Below are 14,102 nucleotides of genomic sequence, written 5' to 3'. Positions count from 1 at the left end.
CTCGATCACTCCGGCGGCAATGGCCGGTTGTAGCGACTGGCAGGGCGAAGCAGGATCCAGGTGAACGCACTGGAGGCAGCAGTGGCCAGCCAGAACATGAAGAAGGCGATGCTGTAGCCGAGCGTGCGTGTCAGGGGCAGATCGGGGAAGGTCATGTCGCGCAGCGCCAGCGGGTCGACGAAGGCGAAGAACACCATCGTCATCACCGCGGCCGAGAAGAAACTCGGCCACAGGATCGCCCCGAGCCGCTGTGCCAGCGGTCGGGGCGGATGATCGAAACGCGGGGCGGTGTAGTCGGGCATCGCGTCACCGCGTCGCGGTCGTGGCCGGTTTGCCGGAGTGCGAAAGCGACCAGACATAGGCGGCGACCAGGCGTGCGCGAGTCTCGCCGATGATCGGCCGGTGCGCCGGCATGGTGCCGTGGCGGCCGCTGCTGATGGTCTGGCGCATGCTTTCGGTGCTGTTGCCGTACATCCAGTAGTCGTCGGTCAGGTCGGGCGCGCCCAGTTCCTGGTTGCCCTTGCCGTCGACGCCGTGGCAGGCCACGCACACGCCGTTGTAGAGGCCCTTGCCCTGTGCGGCCATGTAGTTGTTCTGCATGCTGTCCGGGTCCGACAGGGTGCGCACGTAGGCTATGACGTAGTCGACGGCGTTGTCGCCACCCATGCCGGTCAGCACCTTGCCCCATTCGGGCATCACGCCTTCGCGCCCGTCCAGGACGGTCTGCAGGATGCGATCGGGCGAGCCGCCCCAGTGCCAGATGTCGTCACTGAGGTTCGGGTAGCCGATCGCGCCGCGTGCCGACGAGCCATGGCAGGTCGCGCAGGTGTTGCTGAAGATCGAACGGCCCAGCGCCACCGCCCTGGGGTCGCGTGCGATCACGTCGATCGACTTGCCCGCATACGGCGCGAAGGTCTGCTCGAGCTTGGCGTCATCGCGGGCCTTGTCGGCGGCCTGTTCACCGGCCGAGGTCCACTTGCTGACGCCGGCGAACGCGCCCAGGCCCGGGTAGTAGATGAGATAACCGATGGCGAAGACGATGGTGAGGTAGAACATGTTGATCCACCACCGCGGCATCGGCTTGTTGTACTCGGTGATGTCGCCGTCCCAGTAGTGGCTGGTCTCGGTCGGTCCCGGGTCGCCGGGCTTGCGCTTGCCCGTCCACCACAGCAGCCACACGCAGCCCAGGATGTTGAGCACGACGATTGCAATCACGTACCACGACCAAGCCGCGCTCATTGCCGTGTCTCCTTGCCTTTCTCATCCAGCGGCAGGCGTGCTGCCGCGTCGAATTCCTGCCTGCGCCGGGGGCTCCAGGCCCAGATCCAGCCGGCGACGAACAGCACCAGCAGCACCGCGGTCACGATTCCGGACACCATGTCAGCCTCCCCTCGGTGCGTGCTTGCCCAGGCCCTGCAGGTAGGCAACCACGGCTTCGAGTTCGGTCTTGCCGTTGACCGCCGCCTGGGCGCCGGCAATGTCCTCGTTGGTGTACGGGTCGCCGATGCGCTTGAGCGCGCGCATGCGGCGCTCGACGTCCGCGCCGTCGATGCGGTTCTCGGCAAGCCACGGGAAGCTGGGCATGTTCGACTCCGGCACCACGTCACGCGGATTCAACAGATGCACGCGGTGCCAGTCGTCGGAGTAGCGGCCGCCGACGCGGGCCAGGTCGGGACCGGTGCGCTTGCTGCCCCACTGGAACGGGTGGTCGTAGACCGACTCGCCGGCCAGCGAGTAGTGGCCGTAACGCTCGGTCTCGAAGCGCAGCGTGCGCACCATCTGCGAATGGCAGTTGTAGCAACCCTCGCGGACGTAGACGTCGCGGCCAGCCAGTTGCAGGGCGGGGTAGGGCTTGACGCCCGGCAGCGGCTTGATCGCTTCGGCCTGGAACATCAGCGGCACGATCTCGGCCAGGCCGCCGAAGGAAACGGCCACGGCGATCAGCACCGCCATCAGGCCGACATTGGTTTCGACTTTCTCGTGTGAATGACTCATGTCGACCTCAGGCGTGGGCGCTGGCAGTGTCCGGCGGCAATACCGGAGTCGGGACGAGATCGCCGGCCTGTTGCCAGGTGCGGATCACGTTCCAGGCCATGAGGAACATGCCGGCCAGTACCACCAGGCCACCGGCCAGTCGGCCCAGGTAGTAGGGGTAGGTCGCGTTGAGTGCCTCCACGAAGCTGTAGGTCAGCGTGCCGTCGGGGTTGGTGGCACGCCACATCAGGCCCTGCATCACGCCGGCGATCCACATCGAGGCGATATAGAGCAGCACGCCGACGGTGTGCAGCCAGAAGTGCAGGTCGATGGCCTTGACCGAGAACATTTCCTTCTGTCCCAGCAGGCGCGGCAGCAGCGAATAGAGCGAGCCGATCGAGATCATCGCCACCCAGCCAAGTGCGCCGGCGTGGACATGGCCGACGGTCCAGTCGGTGTAGTGCGAGAGCGAGTTGACCGTCTTGATCGACATCATCGGCCCCTCGAACGTTGCGATCATGTAGAACGAGATCGCGACGATCAGGAACTTGAGGATCGGATCGGTCCGCAGTTTGTCCCATGCACCCGACAGCGTCATGATGCCGTTGATCGCGCCGCCCCAGCTCGGTGCCAGCAGCACGATCGAGAACACCATGCCCAGCGACTGCGCCCAGTCCGGCAGCGCGGTGTACTGCAGATGGTGCGGGCCGGCCCACATGTAGATGGCGATCAGCGCCCAGAAGTGCACGATCGACAGCCGGTAGGAGTACACCGGCCGCCCGGCCTGCTTGGGCACGAAGTAATACATCATTCCCAGGAACGCGGCGGTCAGGAAGAAGCCGACGGCGTTGTGCCCGTACCACCATTGCGCCATCGCATCGACCGCGCCGGAGTACATCGAATACGACTTGCCCATGCTGACCGGGATCGCCATGTTGTTGACGATGTGGAGCAGGGCGATCGTGATGATGTAGGCGCCGAAGAACCAGTTGGCCACGTAGATGTGGCGGACCCTTCGCTTGACGATCGTGCCGAAGAACACGACCCCGTAGGCGACCCAGACCGCGGTGATCAGCAGGTCGATCGGCCATTCCAGTTCGGCGTACTCCTTGCCCTGGGTCAGGCCCATGGGCAGGGTGATGGCCGCCGCGACGATCACCGCCTGCCAGCCCCAGAAGGTGAAGGCGGCAAGCTTGTCGGAGAACAGGCGCACGTGACAGGTGCGCTGCACGATGTAGTAGCTGGTGGCGAACAGCGCCGAGCCACCGAAGGCGAAGATCACCGCGTTGGTGTGCAACGGGCGCAGGCGACCGTAGCTCAGCCAGGCGGTGTCGAAGTTCAGCGCCGGCCAGTACAGCTGGGCGGCAATGAGTACGCCGACCGCCATGCCGACGATGCCCCAGAGCACCGTCACCGCGGCGAACTGGCGCACGATCTTGTCGTTATAGGTTTCTGCTGATGCTTGCATGAGTGAATTCCCCTCCGCTCGGGCGGATCGGGCGCATTCTATGAATGCGCGTTCCTGGCGCGTTTGACCTGGATCAAGTCGCGTCCAGGCAGTGCGGGTGGGCGTGTTTCCCCATTGCGCGCAGCGCTGTCGAGCCTAGTGCTGGGCGCGTGAAGACTGTTTCATTTCGTGACGGTCATGTGCCCACGCCGTGCGGCTGGATGACGCCGCTGGCGATTCCTGCGGCAACCATGCCGATGAGCGCGATCGACAAACCGATCCGCCAGGTCAGGGCATTGACCGCGCGCTTGCTCTGCCCGCGATCGACCAGCATGTAATAGAGGGCGGCGCCGAGGTTGTAGACGATCAGGCCGAGGAAGGCGACGACCAGCAGGGTTTTCATGGGGCGGGCCTTATGGGGATGCCGGGAGTTGGCGGGCACGCAGGCGCGAGAACCAGGCGCGGCGCAGGAGCAGGGCCGCGGTCATGACGCCCAGGTAGAGGCCGTAGGCGAGCGAGGTCGCCAGGACCTGCTTCCACATCGGGCCGAAGCCCGGGTCGGCATGCCACATGCCCCAGTACATGCCGGCCATCGCCGCGGCGGTGGCCACCAGCAGTGCGACCGAATCGGTCAGGGTTCGCATCGGCCCACGCGGCTGGCGTGGGTACAGCCAGTACAGGACCGACAGGATGGCGAACCAGGGGGCGAACAGGATCAGGGCAAGGTGCAGCTGCACGTCCGCGGACATGGCGGGTCGGGCTCATGGTGGGGAATGCGCGCAGTCTAGGCGGACGGTATCAGTCGGCATAGAATCAGAAATGGTGAAAAAAACCATATCAGATGAATCCAGATGACTGCGGTCGGCTCGCCCGCCCATGAAGCGCTATCAGGCCCTCGCCGACGAACTCGCCCACTCCATCCAGGCCGGGGTCTTCCGCCCCGGCGAGCGCCTGCCGTCGGTGCGGCAGACCTGCGCCGCGCGCAAGCTCAGCCCGGCCACGGTGTTCCAGGCCTACTACCTGCTCGAGGCCCGGGGCCTGGTCGAGTCGCGCGCCCGCTCGGGCTACTACGTCGCGTCACGGCCGCGGCTGTTGCCGCCGGAACCGGAAATCGCCTCCCGCCCGGACGGTGACTCCAGCAGCGTGGACGTCAGCGAACTGGTCTTCGAAGTCCTGCAGTCGGCGATGGACCGCGAGGTGGTGCCGTTCGGTTCGGCATTTCCCAGTCCGCTGCTGTTCCCGTTGCCGAAACTCGGGCGCGCCGTCGCCGCGACCGCGGTCGAGCTCGACCCGTGGAGCACGGTCGACGACCTCACCCCCGGCCTGGGCGAACTGCGCCGCCAGATCAGCCAGCGTTACCTGATCGACGGCATCGACGTCGCCGCCGACGAGATCGTCATCACCAACGGCGCGATGGAAGCCTTGACGCTGAGCATTGCCGCGGTGACGACGCCCGGTGACGCGGTGCTGGTGGAATCGCCCTGCTTCTACGCCGTCCTGCAGACGCTCGAGCGCAACGGCCTGCGCGCGATAGAAGTACCGACCCATCCGCGCGACGGCATCGACCTGGCCGCGCTGGAAGTGGCGATCCGCCGGCATTCACCGCGTGCGTGCTGGCTCATGCCCACCTTCCACAACCCGCTCGGCGCGACCGTGCCGGAAGCAGGCAAGCGCGAACTGGTCGCACTGCTCGCCGAACACGCCATCCCGCTGATCGAGGACGATGTCTACGCCGAGTTGCACTTCGGTCCGAAGCGACTGCTGCCGGCCAAGGCCTTCGACCGCGACGGACTGGTGATGCACTGCTCGTCGTTTTCCAAGTGCCTCGCACCCGGTTATCGAATCGGCTGGGTCGCGGCCGGACGCTTCCGCCAGGCGATCGCGCGCAACAAGCTCACCACCACGCTCAACACCAACGTGCCGGCGCAGCTGGCGATCGCGCGATACCTGCAGCGCGGCAGCTACGACCGCCACCTGCGCCGCCTGCGTTCCACACTCGCCGAGCAACAGGAGCAGTACATCGCCGCCGTCGCCCGCCACTTCCCGGCGGGCACGCGCGTCACGCGACCGCTGGGTGGTTACTTCGCCTGGATCGAGCTTCCCGACGGCAGCGATGCGCTGGCGTTGCAGCGGCAGGCGGTTCGCAATGGCATCAGCATCGCGCCGGGACCGATCTTTTCCGCGCGTCGCGGTTTCGGCCATTGCCTGCGGCTCAACTTCGGCCACCCGCTCGATGCGCGCGCAGAAGCGGCAATGCAGCAGTTGGGTGCCATGGCCGTTCAGGCCTCGCAGGGATAGCCAAAGCCGCCCGGGCTTCATCTCCCCTATAGGTGGCCTGCCTAGAATCCGCCGGATGAGCCGGTTCCAACCCATGGTGATCGCCGTGCTGGCAGCGCTGGTGCTGTCGGTGGCAACGCCAGCGCAGGCGCGCAAGGTCTACCGCTGCGTGCGCGATGGCACGGTCAGCCTCTCGACCGCGCCGGAGCCCGGTTCACGTTGCAAGGCGCGCGAGATCGACGACAACGCCGCCACGCTGCCCAACCTGTGGGGCCGCAGCGGCGCCGTCAGTGGCACGCTTTACCAGCGCGAGCAGGACGGCAAGATCGTCTACGGCACGCGCAAGCTGCCCGGCTCGGTGAAGGTGCTGGCGTTCACGGTGCCGGCGCCGCCGGGTGAGCCCGCGCACGTGGGCCTGGGCGAAGTGGGGCCTGCGCAGATCGACCGTTATCCGAAGCAGTTTCGCGCGGCCGCGCGCGCGACCGGTGTCGACGAGGCCTGGCTGCGCGCGATCGCCCACGCCGAAAGCGGCTTCGATGCCAATGCCGTTTCGTCCAAGGGCGCGCAGGGTGTGATGCAGCTGATGCCGGCGACCAGTCGCGAGTACGGCGTGGTCGATCCGTTTTCGTCAGCGCAGTCGATCGATGCCGGTGCACGCCATCTGCGCGTGCTCACGCGCCGCTACCACGACGACCTCACCCTGGTTGCCGCGGCCTACAACGCGGGCATCGGCGCGGTGACCCGCTACGGCGGCGTGCCTCCTTATGCCGAAACGCAGGCGTACGTCGCCAAGGTGCAGGTGCTGCACGAGCGTTATCGCACTGCGTTGGGCCCGAAGAAGCCGATTGCGGCACGGCCTGCTTCCGCAGCCGTGCCGTAAAGGCTCAGGCCATTGCCTTGGTCGACTCGTAGGGCAATGGCGTTGCGCCGGCGGCAATCAGTGTCGGTTCGAGCGGGTCGAGGAATTCCTTCTTGCCATCGAGCACGACCAGGATGCGTCCGGCCTGGATCTCGGCGTCGAACTTGCGCCGTATCGGGTCGGGTATCGACGAACCCACCAGCGCCGACGCCCAGCAACCCACCGCTGCGCCTGCCACGGTCGCCGCGGCGGCGCCGGCCAGGGTGAGTCCGATCGGCGTCAGCACCACGGCGGCAAGACCGGCGAGCAGTCCTGCGGCACCGCCATAACCGGCACCGCGTAGCGCGGCTGGAATCAGGTCGGTATCGGCTTCCTTGAGTTCGTTCGGCACGTCTTCCAGTTCGATGTCCGAGCGCGCCACCAGCAGGATGTCGTCGTTGCCGACGCCGGCGCTGCGCGCGGTGTCCATCACCGCCTGTGCGGTGTCCAGATCGGGCGTGCTGAATACATGGCGGATCTTCATTGTCTCCCTCCCTCCCGGAAGGTCACGGGAGCGCGCGCCAGGCTTGCGTGGCCGGACCGACGCCCATCTCGCAGCTGTGGTCGCCAGCTTTGCCGTGCCAAGGTTAGTGGCGCGTGATGAGCGTGGCGGAAGCGACTGCAATGCTGACGACGGCGCCGACGACGGTGCTAAGGTGCCACGCATCTGCAACCACGAGAGACAGACAGATGGCTTCCATGCGCACGACGGCACTGCTTGTCGCAACCACGCTCGCGCTTGCCGCGTGCAAGGCGCAGGCGCCGACGCCCGAACCGACGCCGACGCCGGCGCCAGCACCGCAAGTCACCGCCGACACCTCGGCACAGCCGGCAAGTTCGACCGACGCACCACTGCCTTCGGAAGATGCGTCTCTGTCGCCGGCAGCGACGGCGGCATTGCCCTCGGCGTTCGTCGACAAGGTCTGGAAGGTCAAGCCATCGGGCAAGGTGGAAGCCGGCACGACCTACACGTTCCTGTCCGACGGCACGCTGGTCATCGATTCACCCAACGGCACGCCGATGCACGGCCGCTGGACGTACGAGAAGGGCGCGCTGGTGATGGTGGAGGAAGGCATCAGCTATCCGACCGAGATCATCGCGATCGATGCTTCGCAGTTCCATATCCGCAGCCACAACCCCGGCGAGCCGGTCGACATCGAGCTGGTGCCGGCGCCGGATCAGCCGCTGCCCAAACCCTGAAACGTGGAAGGGGCTGCGGCCCCTGTCACGCGGGAGCCCAAGCCATGCTTCCCACCGTCGACGTGCAATGCCCGTACTGCGGCGAAATCATCACCCTGGTGATCGATGACTCGGCCGGGTCGCAGAACTACATCGAGGACTGCCAGGTCTGCTGCCGCCCGATCACCGTGATCGTCGAGTTCGACGAAGAGGGCGTGCCCTACGCCGATGTCCGCGGTGAGGACGAAGCCTGACGTCAGCCGTGAACAGCTGAGCACGGCTGTACCGTTTTCAGTTTCTCGTCTCGACGTTGCGTTGCTTGCCGTCGAACTTGATCCAATCCCGCCGGTTGACGCCACCGTTGGTGAAGGTTGTGTTGTGTTCAGCCACCTGGACAGGCTCTGGGGCGCAGAAACTTCGGGCCCCGTCACATTCATTCGCAAAACCGGTCACTTAAGCGGGGTCGCGTTAACGGCATTCGCCCGCAACGTGGTTAAAAAAACGCTGGTTTAACGATCGCCGCCGCAGAAGCGTTCATGCGTGCGCCGGCAAGGTGGGGTCGTGCGGCACGTCGGGGGCAACGTTGCCCCTCCGCGCAGAGATCAGGTCTTCACGGCCGCCCACTTCAGGAGACACGCATGACCATCCATTCCCGCAAGCCGCTGCTCGCCGCCGCCGCCCTCGTCGCTGCCCTGTCCGCACCGCTCGCCTTCGCACAGTCGGCGTCTCCGGCGCCGACCCAGGATGCCGCGGCTGCACAGGCCGAACCGGCTGGCTCGGCTGCCCCGGCTGCCGCTGCACCGACCGCAGCGCCGCAGAAGAAGAGCTGGGCCGATGTCGATTCGAACAAGGACGGCGCCCTGAGCAAGACCGAAGCGGCCACCGTGCCGGCGCTGGGCCAGGTGTTCGACAAGGCCGACGCCAACGCCGACGGCGCGCTGACCACCGACGAGTACAAGGCGTACGTCGCCAAGGTGCAGTCGGCCCCGGGCAAGAGCGCCAGCGGCGGCTAAGCGCCAGCGTTGCTCTCTCCCCCAGCAAGGGCGGCTTCGGCCGCCCTTGTTCTTTATGTGCGCCGGCATGACGGATAATGCGCACATGAGTGACATCCAGCTGATCGGCTTCGACGCCGACGACACCCTCTGGCGCAGCCAGGACTACTTCGACCAGGCCCAGCTCGATTTCGAGCGCATCGTCGGCGCCTATGTCGATCTGCACGACGCCCGCGTGCACGAACGCCTCTACGAAGTGGAGAAGGGCAACATCGCCCTGTTCGGCTACGGCGTCAAAGGCATGGTGCTGTCGATGATCGAGGCCGCCGTCGACATCACCGGCTCGCGCATCAGTGCCCACGACCTGCATCGCGTCGTCACCCTCGGCAAGGACCTGCTGCGCCATCCGGTGGAATTGCTGCCCGGTATCCGCGAAGCGGTCGAGGCCATCGCCGCCGAGTTCGACGTCGTGCTGATCACCAAGGGCGACCTGTTCCACCAGGAAGCCAAAGTGAAGCAGTGCGGATTCGCCGATCTGTTCCGTCGCATCGAGATCGTCAGCGAGAAGGACACCGCCACCTACGCGCGCCTGCTCGAGGAATTCGGCCTGCCTGCCGAGCGCTTCGTCATGGTCGGCAACTCCCTGCGCTCGGACATCGCCCCGGTGCTGGAACTGGGCGGCTGGGGCATCCACGTGCCGTATCACACGAACTGGGTCCACGAGAACGAAGCCGACGTGGCCGATGACGCCCCGCGCCTGCGCCGCGTCGAGCATGCCGCGCAGCTGCCGGCGATGGTCAGGCAGCTGGCGGCGACGGGCTGACCGCCGGGCGCGCGCCAACCCCAACGCCAGTTAAGTGTTCCCTGACCGGACCGGTTTCATTAAAAACCGGTTCACCCGCGCCGCCTCATCTTGATGTCGTGCCCGCCGGGGGGTGGGCAACAAGGAGAATCAAGATGGCTACCGTCCTATCCCGCTGGATGGCTACCGTGGTGCTGGCCGCCGGACTGGGTACGGTCGCGATGGCGCCCACGCCGGCACGTGCCGGCGATGGCGACGACTGGGTTCGCGTGGTGGTGGATGTCGCCGACGTGATCTACCACGGCGGTTATCCCTATTCCCGCTACGACCGCGGTTACCGCGACCGCCTGATCGTGGTCCACGACTACGGTCGCCCGAGGTACTACCGTCGCGTCTATCGCTCCGGTCCGCCTTACGGCAACGCCTACGGCTACTACAACAACGGCAAGTGCAACAAGCACGGCAAATGCACGACGCACTACTACGATGGCCGCTACGACCATCGCCATGACCAAGTCCGGTACTACTCCGACCGCGACCGTTACGACCGCCGCTACGACGGCAACCGTTACGTCCGCTACGAGGACGACCGCTACCGCGACGACCGCCGTTACCGTCATCACGACGACGATTGATCGTCGCGCTACACCCGCCAACGGCACCGAATCGGTGCCGTTGCCGTATGTGGCCCCCGGGGCCACCCCTGACGTCACGCGCCGGAAACTCGTATAAATGCCGGGCCAACAGCTTTCGGGCCGGCGGCGCGGTTTCAGAACCGATTCACCGCCGCGCCCCCAGCATTGCCGCCATCCGCAGATGAGAGCACACCGCCATGTCTTCCCCCTGGAAGTCCCGATTCGCAGGCTTGTTCGTCGCCCTGGTTGGCATGTCCGGGGCCGGGGCCGCTTCGGCCCAGGACTACACCTATGGTTGGAACCCGCGCAGCGGCGACGTCTGGATCGACACCTGGGCGGGAGACGTGAACCGTTACGGCAGCCGCTACCGCGACCCGTTCGTCGACGAGATGGTGCGCTACTACGGCGCTCCGCGTGATCTGGTGACCAACCTGCTGGTCGATCGACGCTGGGCGCCGGGCGATGTCTATCTCGCCTGTTCGCTGGCATCGATCATCGGCCGCCCCTGTCGCTATGTCGTCGACATCTGGGAACGCGACCATGGCCAGGGTTGGGGCAACGTGGCGCAGGGCCTTGGCATCAAGCCCGGTTCGGCGGAGTTCCATCGCCTGAAGAAGGGCTTCGTGCCCAGCTACGATCGCTGGGGTCGCACGATCACCATCGATTCCGATCTCGAGCGTGACTTCCCGGGCCGCGGCAAGGGTGCGCAGGGCAAGTCGGGCAAGGCTCAGCCGGCGCAGGCGTCGGTGGGCAATGGCAAGTCCAAGGGTGCGAGCCAGGGGCAGGGCAAGAGCCAGAGCCAGGGCAAGAGTCAGGGTCAAAGCCAGGGACAGAGCCAAGGCAAGAGCCAGGGCGCCAAGGACAACGGCAAGGGCAAGAGCAACGACAAGGGTAACGACAAGCACTGATTCGTCGCCACGCACCGCACTATCATTGGTGCATGAGCGAGCCATCCCCGATCCGCATCGTCGATTACGCAGCGCGCTGGCGCGAAGACTTCGCCCGACTAAACATTGAATGGCTGGAGCGCTGGTTCACGGTCGAACCCATCGACCGTGAAGTGCTGGGCGACCCCGAGACCCACATCCTCGCTGGCGGCGGCCACGTCCTGTTCGCAGTCGATGCGGACGACCGCGCCGTCGGCACCGTCGCGCTCAAGCGCGAATCCGAAGGCGTGTACGAGCTGACGAAGATGGTCGTCACGCCGGAGATGCGCGGCGCCGGCGTCGGCCGCCTGCTGATGCAGGGCGCGATCAAGGCCTTCCAGGCACGCGGCGGCCAAGAGCTGTTCCTCGAGTCGAGCAGCAAGCTCGCTCCGGCGCTGGCGCTGTACGAAAGCGTCGGCTTCCGCCATTACCCGGCACCGCGACCGGGCTCGCACTACGTGCGGGCGGATGTGTACATGGTGTGGGAGCCCGGCGGAACTTCGCAGGTGTAGGCGGTTCGCGCGTGCGGCTATCCCAGGCTACCGGCGAAGCGCTCGGCCAGCCGGCGTTGCTGGAATGCATCCACCAAGTAATCGACGAAGGCTCGCGTCTTCGCCGGCATCAGGGTTCGGCTGGCGTAGTACAGCGAGATCGGGCCCGCATCGGCGTACCACTTCGGCACCAGGCGGACGAGTGCGCCGCTGTCGAGGTAGGGCAGCGCATCGGGCACGGCGATCATCGCCACGCCCAGGCCGAGCACGGCTGCGCGCGTCATTGCCGCAGGGTCATTGAGCACCAGGTGATGGCGCAACGGTGCCTGCTGCACGGCGCCCGCGGCGTTGCGCAGCGACCATTGGCGGATGCGGCCGCTGCTCGCCGAGCGCATCACGATGCCGTCCAGGTCGGCAAGGTCTTCCGGTGTTGCCGGCTTGCGCCGTCCTTTCATGTACGCCGGCGATGCCACCGCGATGATGTGCGCAGGCGCGAGCGTGCGTGCGACCACACCCTGCGACAGTTCGAAACCACCGCCGATGGCGGCATCGAAACCTTCGGCAATCAGGTCCACCTGGCGATTGTCGAATTGCCAGTCGATGCGCACCTGCGGGTAGCGCTGCATGAAGTCCGGCAGCAGTGGCAGCAGGTACTCCATGCCGAAGGCCAGTGCGACGCTCACCTTGAGCACGCCGACCGGTTCGCCGCGCTCACTGGCCGCGTCGGATATCGCTGATTGCAGTCCGTCCAGATGCTCACGAACCCCCAGCGCGAACCGCTCGCCGGACTCGGTGAGGGTCAGCTTGCGCGTACTGCGGTGGAACAGGCGCGTGCCGAGATTCTTCTCCAGCAAGGCCACGTTGCGGCTGACCGCGGCCGGAGTCAGGCCCAGCTGACGGGCCGCCGCCGAGAAGCTGCCCAGCTCGGCGCTGCGGACGAAGGACTCCAGGTTGGCAAGGGTTTCCACGGAGTTCGCTTCAAGTGGGACTTGAAAGTGATTCTAACCATTGCCGTCTACCTGATGGGTAGTCGGGCGCGCATTGTTCGCCCCACGCAATGCCCTTCCCCTCTTTGGAGCACTTCACATGAATACCCCCAGCCAGACCCATCTCCCCCTTCTCGGCAAGGTCGCCCTCGTCACCGGTGGTTCGCGCTCGATCGGCGCAGCCATCGCCAAGCGCCTGGCCGCTGACGGCGCCAAGGTCGCCTTCACCTATGCCGGCTCGCCGCAGGCGGCCGAGCAGACGGCGCGCGCCATCGAAGCCGCCGGCGGCGCGGCGCTTCCGCTGCTGGCCGATGCCGGCGACCCGGATGCCGTGCGCACCGCCATCGCAAAGGTGGTCGGCAGCTACGGCGGCCTCGACATCCTCGTCAACAACGCAGGCATCGCCATCGGTGGCGGGCCGGTCGACCAGATCGCATTCGAGGACTACCAGCGCATGGTCGCCGTCAACGTCACCGGCGTCTTCGTCGCCACGCAGGAAGCCGTGCAGCACATGCGCGAGGGCGGACGCGTCATCCACATCGGCAGCTCGATGACGCGTTACGCCTCGTTCGCCGGCGCTTCGCTGTACACCCTGACCAAGGGCGCAGTCGCGGGCTTCAACCGCAGCCTGGCCCGTGACCTCGGTCCGCGCGGCATCACCGTGAACACCGTGCATCCCGGCCCGACCGACACCGACATGAATCCGGCCAATGGCGAAGTCGCCAAGCTGGTTGGCCCGGGCATGGCGATCGGCCGTTATGGCCAGCCGGATGAAGTCGCCAACGTCGTCGCGTTCCTCGCCAGCCCGGGTGCGTCTTTCGTCACCGGCGCCGACGTGGTTGCCGATGGCGGTTTCACTTCCTGATCGCCGGCACGAGGACATCACCATGAAAAGCATAGGCATCATCGGTGCGGGCAACATCGGCGCGGCGTTCGCCCGCGCCCTTGCCCAGCACGACATCAAGGCGGTCATCGCCAACAGTCGCGGTCCCGCGTCGCTGGCAGCGCTGCTGCCGACGCTGGGCGGAACCATCCGCGCAGGCACGCGCGAGGAGGCCGCCGCACAGGACATCGTGCTGGTCGCGGTGAGCTGGTCGAAGCTGCCCGCCGCGCTGGCCGGACTGCCAGACTGGAACGGACGCATCGTCATCGACGCCAACAACCCGATCGAGGCGCCGCTGTTCAAGCCCGTCGACCTGGGCGGGCGCACCTCGAGCGACGTGTTCGCACAGCTGGTACCGGGTGCGTGCGTGGTGAAGGCCTTCAACCACCTGCAACCGCAGCTGGTTGAAGGCAGCCCACAGGCTGAAGGCGGTCGACGCGTGCTGTTCTACTCCGGCGACGACGCGCGTGCGAAGTCCGAAGTCGGAAGCCTGATCGAGCAACTGGGTTTCTTCGGCATCGACCTGGGTTCGCTGGCTGTTGGTGGCGCGCTCGTCCAGTTCCCTGGCGGCCCGCTGCCGGCGCTGAATCTCGTCAAGTTCGACTGATCTTC

General features: G+C 66.4%; 20 protein-coding genes. 11 read left to right on the top strand and 9 right to left on the bottom strand.

The features are described from left to right. Window positions 1-5: 5 nt before the first annotated feature. The 7 genes from HIV01_RS10890 to HIV01_RS10860 form a co-directional block, all read right to left on the bottom strand. Window positions 6-302 carry a hypothetical protein gene (locus tag HIV01_RS10890; RefSeq protein ID WP_158733965.1) on the bottom strand — a complete coding sequence of 99 codons (297 nt, stop codon included), beginning with the start codon at window positions 300-302 and terminating at the stop codon, window positions 6-8. Between the two features lie 4 nt (window positions 303-306). Continuing rightward, window positions 307-1,239, bottom strand: a complete 933-nt coding sequence (ccoP, locus tag HIV01_RS10885) for a cytochrome-c oxidase, cbb3-type subunit III (protein WP_200607030.1) — start codon at window positions 1,237-1,239, stop codon at window positions 307-309. Continuing rightward, window positions 1,236-1,379, bottom strand: a complete 144-nt coding sequence (locus tag HIV01_RS10880) for a cbb3-type cytochrome oxidase subunit 3 (RefSeq protein ID WP_200607029.1) — start codon at window positions 1,377-1,379, stop codon at window positions 1,236-1,238. The genes ccoP and HIV01_RS10880 overlap by 4 nt, the downstream gene beginning before the upstream one ends. 1 nt (window position 1,380) lies before the next feature. Beyond that, window positions 1,381-1,995: a cytochrome-c oxidase, cbb3-type subunit II gene (ccoO, locus tag HIV01_RS10875; protein ID WP_200607028.1), complete on the bottom strand. Its 615-nt coding sequence runs from the start codon at window positions 1,993-1,995 to the stop codon at window positions 1,381-1,383. Between the two features lie 7 nt (window positions 1,996-2,002). Continuing rightward, complete coding sequence (gene ccoN, locus HIV01_RS10870; RefSeq protein ID WP_200607027.1) at window positions 2,003-3,442, bottom strand: cytochrome-c oxidase, cbb3-type subunit I; 1,440 nt, start codon at window positions 3,440-3,442, stop codon at window positions 2,003-2,005. Between the two features lie 175 nt (window positions 3,443-3,617). Continuing rightward, window positions 3,618-3,824 carry a twin transmembrane helix small protein gene (locus tag HIV01_RS10865; RefSeq protein WP_158733960.1) on the bottom strand — a complete coding sequence of 69 codons (207 nt, stop codon included), beginning with the start codon at window positions 3,822-3,824 and terminating at the stop codon, window positions 3,618-3,620. 10 nt (window positions 3,825-3,834) lie between these two features. Next, window positions 3,835-4,170, bottom strand: coding sequence for a hypothetical protein (locus HIV01_RS10860; protein ID WP_200607026.1), 336 nt, complete (start codon window positions 4,168-4,170; stop codon window positions 3,835-3,837). A 127-nt stretch (window positions 4,171-4,297) separates the two neighbouring features. On the opposite strand from HIV01_RS10860, the gene HIV01_RS10855 reads away from it, so the two are divergent. Together HIV01_RS10855 and HIV01_RS10850 are read left to right on the top strand one after the other, a co-directional pair. After that, window positions 4,298-5,719 (top strand): aminotransferase-like domain-containing protein, encoded by a 1,422-nt coding sequence (locus HIV01_RS10855; protein WP_200607025.1) that lies wholly within the window; start codon window positions 4,298-4,300, stop codon window positions 5,717-5,719. A gap of 73 nt (window positions 5,720-5,792) precedes the next feature. Beyond that, window positions 5,793-6,578: a lytic transglycosylase domain-containing protein gene (locus HIV01_RS10850; RefSeq protein ID WP_425600277.1), complete on the top strand. Its 786-nt coding sequence runs from the start codon at window positions 5,793-5,795 to the stop codon at window positions 6,576-6,578. Between the two features lie 4 nt (window positions 6,579-6,582). Here the strand turns inward: HIV01_RS10850 and HIV01_RS10845 are convergent, their stop codons facing one another. After that, entirely contained in the window at window positions 6,583-7,080 is a 498-nt protein-coding gene (locus HIV01_RS10845) for a hypothetical protein (RefSeq protein ID WP_200607021.1), read from the bottom strand. 215 nt (window positions 7,081-7,295) lie between these two features. Here HIV01_RS10845 and HIV01_RS10840 point away from each other — a divergent pair, with 215 nt between their 5' ends. The 7 genes from HIV01_RS10840 (at window position 7,296) to HIV01_RS10810 (ending at window position 11,642) form a co-directional block, all read left to right on the top strand. Further along, entirely contained in the window at window positions 7,296-7,796 is a 501-nt protein-coding gene (locus HIV01_RS10840) for a hypothetical protein (RefSeq protein ID WP_200607019.1), read from the top strand. A 44-nt stretch (window positions 7,797-7,840) separates the two neighbouring features. Next, complete coding sequence (locus tag HIV01_RS10835) at window positions 7,841-8,029, top strand: CPXCG motif-containing cysteine-rich protein (protein WP_200607017.1); 189 nt, start codon at window positions 7,841-7,843, stop codon at window positions 8,027-8,029. 384 nt (window positions 8,030-8,413) lie between these two features. After that, window positions 8,414-8,788, top strand: coding sequence for an EF-hand domain-containing protein (locus HIV01_RS10830; RefSeq protein WP_200607016.1), 375 nt, complete (start codon window positions 8,414-8,416; stop codon window positions 8,786-8,788). An 85-nt stretch (window positions 8,789-8,873) separates the two neighbouring features. Further along, a complete protein-coding gene (locus HIV01_RS10825) occupies window positions 8,874-9,590 on the top strand; it encodes an HAD family hydrolase (protein ID WP_200607015.1) in 717 nt (238 codons plus the stop codon). Between the two features lie 134 nt (window positions 9,591-9,724). Further along, window positions 9,725-10,204, top strand: coding sequence for a hypothetical protein (locus HIV01_RS10820; RefSeq protein ID WP_200607014.1), 480 nt, complete (start codon window positions 9,725-9,727; stop codon window positions 10,202-10,204). Between the two features lie 197 nt (window positions 10,205-10,401). Beyond that, on the top strand, window positions 10,402-11,112 hold the full coding sequence (locus HIV01_RS10815; RefSeq protein ID WP_200607013.1) for a hypothetical protein: 711 nt from the start codon (window positions 10,402-10,404) through the stop codon (window positions 11,110-11,112). A 32-nt stretch (window positions 11,113-11,144) separates the two neighbouring features. Beyond that, entirely contained in the window at window positions 11,145-11,642 is a 498-nt protein-coding gene (locus tag HIV01_RS10810; protein ID WP_200607012.1) for a GNAT family N-acetyltransferase, read from the top strand. A gap of 17 nt (window positions 11,643-11,659) precedes the next feature. Here the strand turns inward: HIV01_RS10810 and HIV01_RS10805 are convergent, their stop codons facing one another. After that, on the bottom strand, window positions 11,660-12,589 hold the full coding sequence (locus HIV01_RS10805; RefSeq protein ID WP_200607011.1) for a LysR family transcriptional regulator: 930 nt from the start codon (window positions 12,587-12,589) through the stop codon (window positions 11,660-11,662). A 118-nt stretch (window positions 12,590-12,707) separates the two neighbouring features. On the opposite strand from HIV01_RS10805, the gene HIV01_RS10800 reads away from it, so the two are divergent. Both HIV01_RS10800 and HIV01_RS10795 read left to right on the top strand, forming a co-directional pair. After that, window positions 12,708-13,472 carry a 3-oxoacyl-ACP reductase family protein gene (locus HIV01_RS10800; RefSeq protein WP_200607010.1) on the top strand — a complete coding sequence of 255 codons (765 nt, stop codon included), beginning with the start codon at window positions 12,708-12,710 and terminating at the stop codon, window positions 13,470-13,472. Window positions 13,473-13,494: 22 nt separating this feature from the next. After that, window positions 13,495-14,097, top strand: coding sequence for an NADPH-dependent F420 reductase (locus HIV01_RS10795; protein ID WP_200607009.1), 603 nt, complete (start codon window positions 13,495-13,497; stop codon window positions 14,095-14,097). Window positions 14,098-14,102: the final 5 nt, after the last annotated feature.

This window comes from Lysobacter arenosi, assembly GCF_016613475.2.
GTDB classification, from domain to species: Bacteria; Pseudomonadota; Gammaproteobacteria; order Xanthomonadales; family Xanthomonadaceae; genus Lysobacter_J; species Lysobacter_J arenosi.
Note: the sequence above shows the minus strand (reverse complement) of the source record. Positions and strands in the feature narration are given on the sequence as shown.

What these genes read in the sequence shown, in the direction of transcription:
- HIV01_RS10835 (WP_200607017.1), top strand. Translation starts at nt 7,841, where the DNA reads ATGCTTCCCACCGTCGACGTGCAATGCCCGTACTGCGGCGAAATCATC.
- HIV01_RS10865 (WP_158733960.1), bottom strand. Translation starts at nt 3,824, where the DNA reads ATGAAAACCCTGCTGGTCGTCGCCTTCCTCGGCCTGATCGTCTACAAC.
- HIV01_RS10825 (WP_200607015.1), top strand. Translation starts at nt 8,874, where the DNA reads ATGAGTGACATCCAGCTGATCGGCTTCGACGCCGACGACACCCTCTGG.
- ccoO (WP_200607028.1), bottom strand. Translation starts at nt 1,995, where the DNA reads ATGAGTCATTCACACGAGAAAGTCGAAACCAATGTCGGCCTGATGGCG.
- HIV01_RS10795 (WP_200607009.1), top strand. Translation starts at nt 13,495, where the DNA reads ATGAAAAGCATAGGCATCATCGGTGCGGGCAACATCGGCGCGGCGTTC.
- HIV01_RS10830 (WP_200607016.1), top strand. Translation starts at nt 8,414, where the DNA reads ATGACCATCCATTCCCGCAAGCCGCTGCTCGCCGCCGCCGCCCTCGTC.
- HIV01_RS10815 (WP_200607013.1), top strand. Translation starts at nt 10,402, where the DNA reads ATGTCTTCCCCCTGGAAGTCCCGATTCGCAGGCTTGTTCGTCGCCCTG.
- HIV01_RS10850 (WP_425600277.1), top strand. Translation starts at nt 5,793, where the DNA reads ATGGTGATCGCCGTGCTGGCAGCGCTGGTGCTGTCGGTGGCAACGCCA.
- HIV01_RS10800 (WP_200607010.1), top strand. Translation starts at nt 12,708, where the DNA reads ATGAATACCCCCAGCCAGACCCATCTCCCCCTTCTCGGCAAGGTCGCC.
- HIV01_RS10860 (WP_200607026.1), bottom strand. Translation starts at nt 4,170, where the DNA reads ATGTCCGCGGACGTGCAGCTGCACCTTGCCCTGATCCTGTTCGCCCCC.
- HIV01_RS10855 (WP_200607025.1), top strand. Translation starts at nt 4,298, where the DNA reads ATGAAGCGCTATCAGGCCCTCGCCGACGAACTCGCCCACTCCATCCAG.
- HIV01_RS10880 (WP_200607029.1), bottom strand. Translation starts at nt 1,379, where the DNA reads ATGGTGTCCGGAATCGTGACCGCGGTGCTGCTGGTGCTGTTCGTCGCC.
- ccoN (WP_200607027.1), bottom strand. Translation starts at nt 3,442, where the DNA reads ATGCAAGCATCAGCAGAAACCTATAACGACAAGATCGTGCGCCAGTTC.
- HIV01_RS10810 (WP_200607012.1), top strand. Translation starts at nt 11,145, where the DNA reads ATGAGCGAGCCATCCCCGATCCGCATCGTCGATTACGCAGCGCGCTGG.
- HIV01_RS10840 (WP_200607019.1), top strand. Translation starts at nt 7,296, where the DNA reads ATGCGCACGACGGCACTGCTTGTCGCAACCACGCTCGCGCTTGCCGCG.
- ccoP (WP_200607030.1), bottom strand. Translation starts at nt 1,239, where the DNA reads ATGAGCGCGGCTTGGTCGTGGTACGTGATTGCAATCGTCGTGCTCAAC.
- HIV01_RS10845 (WP_200607021.1), bottom strand. Translation starts at nt 7,080, where the DNA reads ATGAAGATCCGCCATGTATTCAGCACGCCCGATCTGGACACCGCACAG.
- HIV01_RS10820 (WP_200607014.1), top strand. Translation starts at nt 9,725, where the DNA reads ATGGCTACCGTCCTATCCCGCTGGATGGCTACCGTGGTGCTGGCCGCC.
- HIV01_RS10890 (WP_158733965.1), bottom strand. Translation starts at nt 302, where the DNA reads ATGCCCGACTACACCGCCCCGCGTTTCGATCATCCGCCCCGACCGCTG.